Origin of the sequence: Microcystis sp. LE18-22.4A, assembly GCF_027531105.1 — a bacterium.
GTDB classification, from domain to species: Bacteria; Cyanobacteriota; Cyanobacteriia; order Cyanobacteriales; family Microcystaceae; genus Microcystis; species Microcystis aeruginosa.
Genome location: NZ_JAPZRB010000577.1, coordinates 1 through 2929, shown reverse-complemented (window position 1 = coordinate 2929; position 2929 = coordinate 1). Strand labels below are relative to the sequence as shown.

The following is a 2929-nucleotide window of genomic DNA, read 5'->3' as shown; positions in this document are numbered from 1 at the left end:
TTGAGAATGACCGGGGGAACTCTGAAATTTTCGGCTTAGTTGCCGGCAGCTTGCCGCCAACTCACTCCTCTAGATAAGTATTTTGACTCACGCCCCTTCCTCTTTTGAGACGTTGTGACACTTAGGGTGCGGAATGTGGGTAAAAAACTAGCGATTCCGTCGTCGCCATTCCCAGGGTGGCACCGGGTTTCCCCCGAAAATTCCCTTGCGGTTCGATCGAGTTTCGGTAAAAGCCCTTTCGATTTCCTTCCAGCTGGGACAGTCAGCCTTGAATCGATCGTAAGCCCAAACCATACCGTCCTTTACCTGCTGCAGTTGAACTAGCTGACCGTTGGCGTACACCTCGGCCACAGTACGCCCGAAGCGATCTGTATCGATAGCATTGATAGTGACTTGGTTATTTGCCTGGTTAAGAAGCGATCGCAAGTGGTCACGACTAACGATGCCGTTTTCCTGTTTGATTTCTGGGGCATCAACACAGGCGAATCGGATTCTCTGCTGTTTTCCGTCACAATCGACCCTAATCGTGTCGCCGTCGTGTACCGAACCCTTGACCACCGTGCAAGTGCGGGCATTGGCCAAGGTTGAGGCGGGAAGGTTCTGACAGGACACCAACAGTAAGGCGATCGCTAAAAGGAAAAGGCGCTTCATGGTTTTTGGGTGCATGACGGTGGCAAGGAAAACCAAATCGTCGGGATTGGTAATCGCCGTCTATTTTACGGTGGTGAGGATGTCAACGGCAAAATTTCCGTAAAGAGGTTGATTCCCATTGATTAATATGTCAAGTTCCCTGCCGTAAAGAATCCATCGATACTTGAGGCAATGATGATTACAGAATTAAATACCCGGTTAGAGGCTCCCGAAAAAACAACCGATGAGATAAGACAACGCAAGGAAGTGATCGACTGGCAATCGGCCGAGTTTAACCAGTGGATGACCGGAATCAAAACAAGGCTAGATGCGATCGCTGGTAAGATCGAAAAATAGCGAAGATTTAAAAGGGAATCCAATCAACTCGGTCAATCCATTCTTCTGCTTCGGATGCTTCCCAAATCAGATATAATTCTTCTGCCCAGATTTCTAAATTAGCACTGGGGCGCAACCATAGTAAACCCCAAATACGTCCACCCTTATCCCAATGGTTCTTCAGGTGTCCAGGCATACTGCGACGATTATTGGTAACTAACAACCGTTGAAATGACGCAACATAATCTAGGATTTCTGGGTCTAAAGTTCCCAGTGGTGGTGCATCGGGTTCACCTACTCGCAAAATATCGAGATTAGGATTCAATCGCAACAGAGATATTTTGAGGTCTGGGGATAAGTTTTCATCTAACAAAAACCGGATTTTCATGCGAGGTTTAGTTCTTGCTGTTTCCGTTTTAGTTTTAGTTGTCTTAGGCGTTGAATCAGGGGGGATGGCTCGGTATTTAACCACTGCTGGTATTGTTCTTCCTGCCAGTCACGGAGGCGCTGAAGATAAGCATCTATCAGGGTCTTATTTTGATAGTAATAGGTGAGAGTAGCGTAAATTTTCTCTAGGTTTAAGGTGGGTAACTCTTGGAGAATCTGCTGGGAAGTATAACCTTTTAAATGGTAGTTGATGACATCCTCAATCCCAATGCGATGTCCTTTAATGCGGATGTCATCTGGCTCAAAAACTTCAAAGTATTCTTCTAGTTGCATGGTTTTCTTGGAGCAAACTTTTTCTTTTAATTGTAGCACCGCTACCAGTTATCAGTGAACAGTTATCAGTCCGGCTCTTTGATAACTGTTCACTGATAAGTAGTCGTGCAAAATTAATTTCTTAGTAAAGATAGGCACTCATGCAAGAGGCAAAAGGCAAGAGGGGGTTAGATATGTGTAATTAATTTTGCTTAGGTACTTAACTGAAAAGGTGTTTCTACTTCCAGGGATGAAGTGCAAGAAAGGCTGCCTTGCCGGTGACATAGCTCCCCGTCCTCAAAAAATAGCCTCATCTGTTGCCAATGCTAAAACTTCCCGATGAGTAAGGACTCTCTATTTTTCCCCCCTCTAATATCAGCTAAACTTATCAATAGCATAAGTAACAATATCGTCAAACTTCTTTACAAACCGTTACATAACCCTTAAGATGAGAACATCATAAATCAATCAAACCGCACTCATAAACCAATGACCACCACCTTACAACAGCGCGAGAGTGCTTCCCTGTGGGAGCAGTTTTGTCAGTGGATCACCAGCACCAACAACCGTCTTTATGTCGGCTGGTTCGGTGTCATCATGATCCCCACCCTGCTCACCGCCACCACCTGCTTCATCATCGCCTTTATCGCCGCTCCTCCTGTAGATATCGACGGTATCCGCGAGCCTGTAGCTGGTTCTCTACTCTACGGAAACAACATCATCTCCGGTGCGGTTGTTCCCTCCTCCAACGCGATTGGACTCCACTTCTACCCCATCTGGGAAGCTGCTTCCTTAGATGAGTGGTTATACAACGGTGGTCCTTACCAGTTAGTCATTTTCCACTTCTTACTAGGTGTCTTCTGCTACCTCGGTCGTCAGTGGGAACTGTCTTTCCGTTTAGGAATGCGTCCTTGGATTTGTGTAGCTTACTCTGCACCGGTATCCGCCGCTACTGCTGTATTCTTAATCTATCCCATCGGACAAGGTTCCTTCTCTGATGGTATGCCTTTAGGAATCTCTGGAACCTTCAACTTTATGTTCGTGTTCCAAGCAGAACATAACATTCTGATGCACCCCTTCCATATGTTAGGTGTTGCCGGTGTGTTCGGCGGTTCTCTGTTCTCCGCGATGCACGGTTCTCTAGTAACTTCTTCCTTAGTGCGTGAAACCACGGAAATCGAATCTCAGAACTACGGTTACAAATTCGGTCAAGAAGAAGAAACCTACAATATCGTTGCCGCTCACGGTTACTTCGGACGTTTAA

5 protein-coding genes are annotated in these 2929 nt (G+C 46.1%); 2 read left to right on the top strand and 3 right to left on the bottom strand.

Annotation, left to right across the window (positions count from 1 at the left end):
- Positions 1 to 147 precede the first annotated feature (147 nt).
- Positions 148 to 651: a thermonuclease family protein gene (locus O9295_RS24760; RefSeq protein WP_288035960.1), complete on the bottom strand. Its 504-nt coding sequence runs from the start codon at positions 649 to 651 to the stop codon at positions 148 to 150.
- A 171-nt stretch (positions 652 to 822) separates the two neighbouring features.
- On the opposite strand from O9295_RS24760, the gene O9295_RS24755 reads away from it, so the two are divergent.
- Positions 823 to 987 (top strand): hypothetical protein, encoded by a 165-nt coding sequence (locus O9295_RS24755; RefSeq protein ID WP_288035958.1) that lies wholly within the window; start codon positions 823 to 825, stop codon positions 985 to 987.
- 7 nt (positions 988 to 994) lie between these two features.
- Here O9295_RS24755 and O9295_RS24750 read toward each other — a convergent pair whose 3' ends face one another.
- Both O9295_RS24750 and O9295_RS24745 read right to left on the bottom strand, forming a co-directional pair.
- A complete protein-coding gene (locus O9295_RS24750) occupies positions 995 to 1354 on the bottom strand; it encodes a DUF5615 family PIN-like protein (RefSeq protein WP_110580521.1) in 360 nt (119 codons plus the stop codon).
- Positions 1351 to 1686 carry a DUF433 domain-containing protein gene (locus O9295_RS24745; RefSeq protein WP_052276470.1) on the bottom strand — a complete coding sequence of 112 codons (336 nt, stop codon included), beginning with the start codon at positions 1684 to 1686 and terminating at the stop codon, positions 1351 to 1353. Before O9295_RS24745 ends, O9295_RS24750 begins: the two co-directional genes overlap by 4 nt.
- A 468-nt stretch (positions 1687 to 2154) precedes the next feature.
- On the opposite strand from O9295_RS24745, the gene O9295_RS24740 reads away from it, so the two are divergent.
- Positions 2155 to 2929, top strand: a 775-nt coding sequence (locus O9295_RS24740) for a photosynthetic reaction center family protein (protein ID WP_288035956.1), incomplete at its 3' end; no start/stop codon positions are given.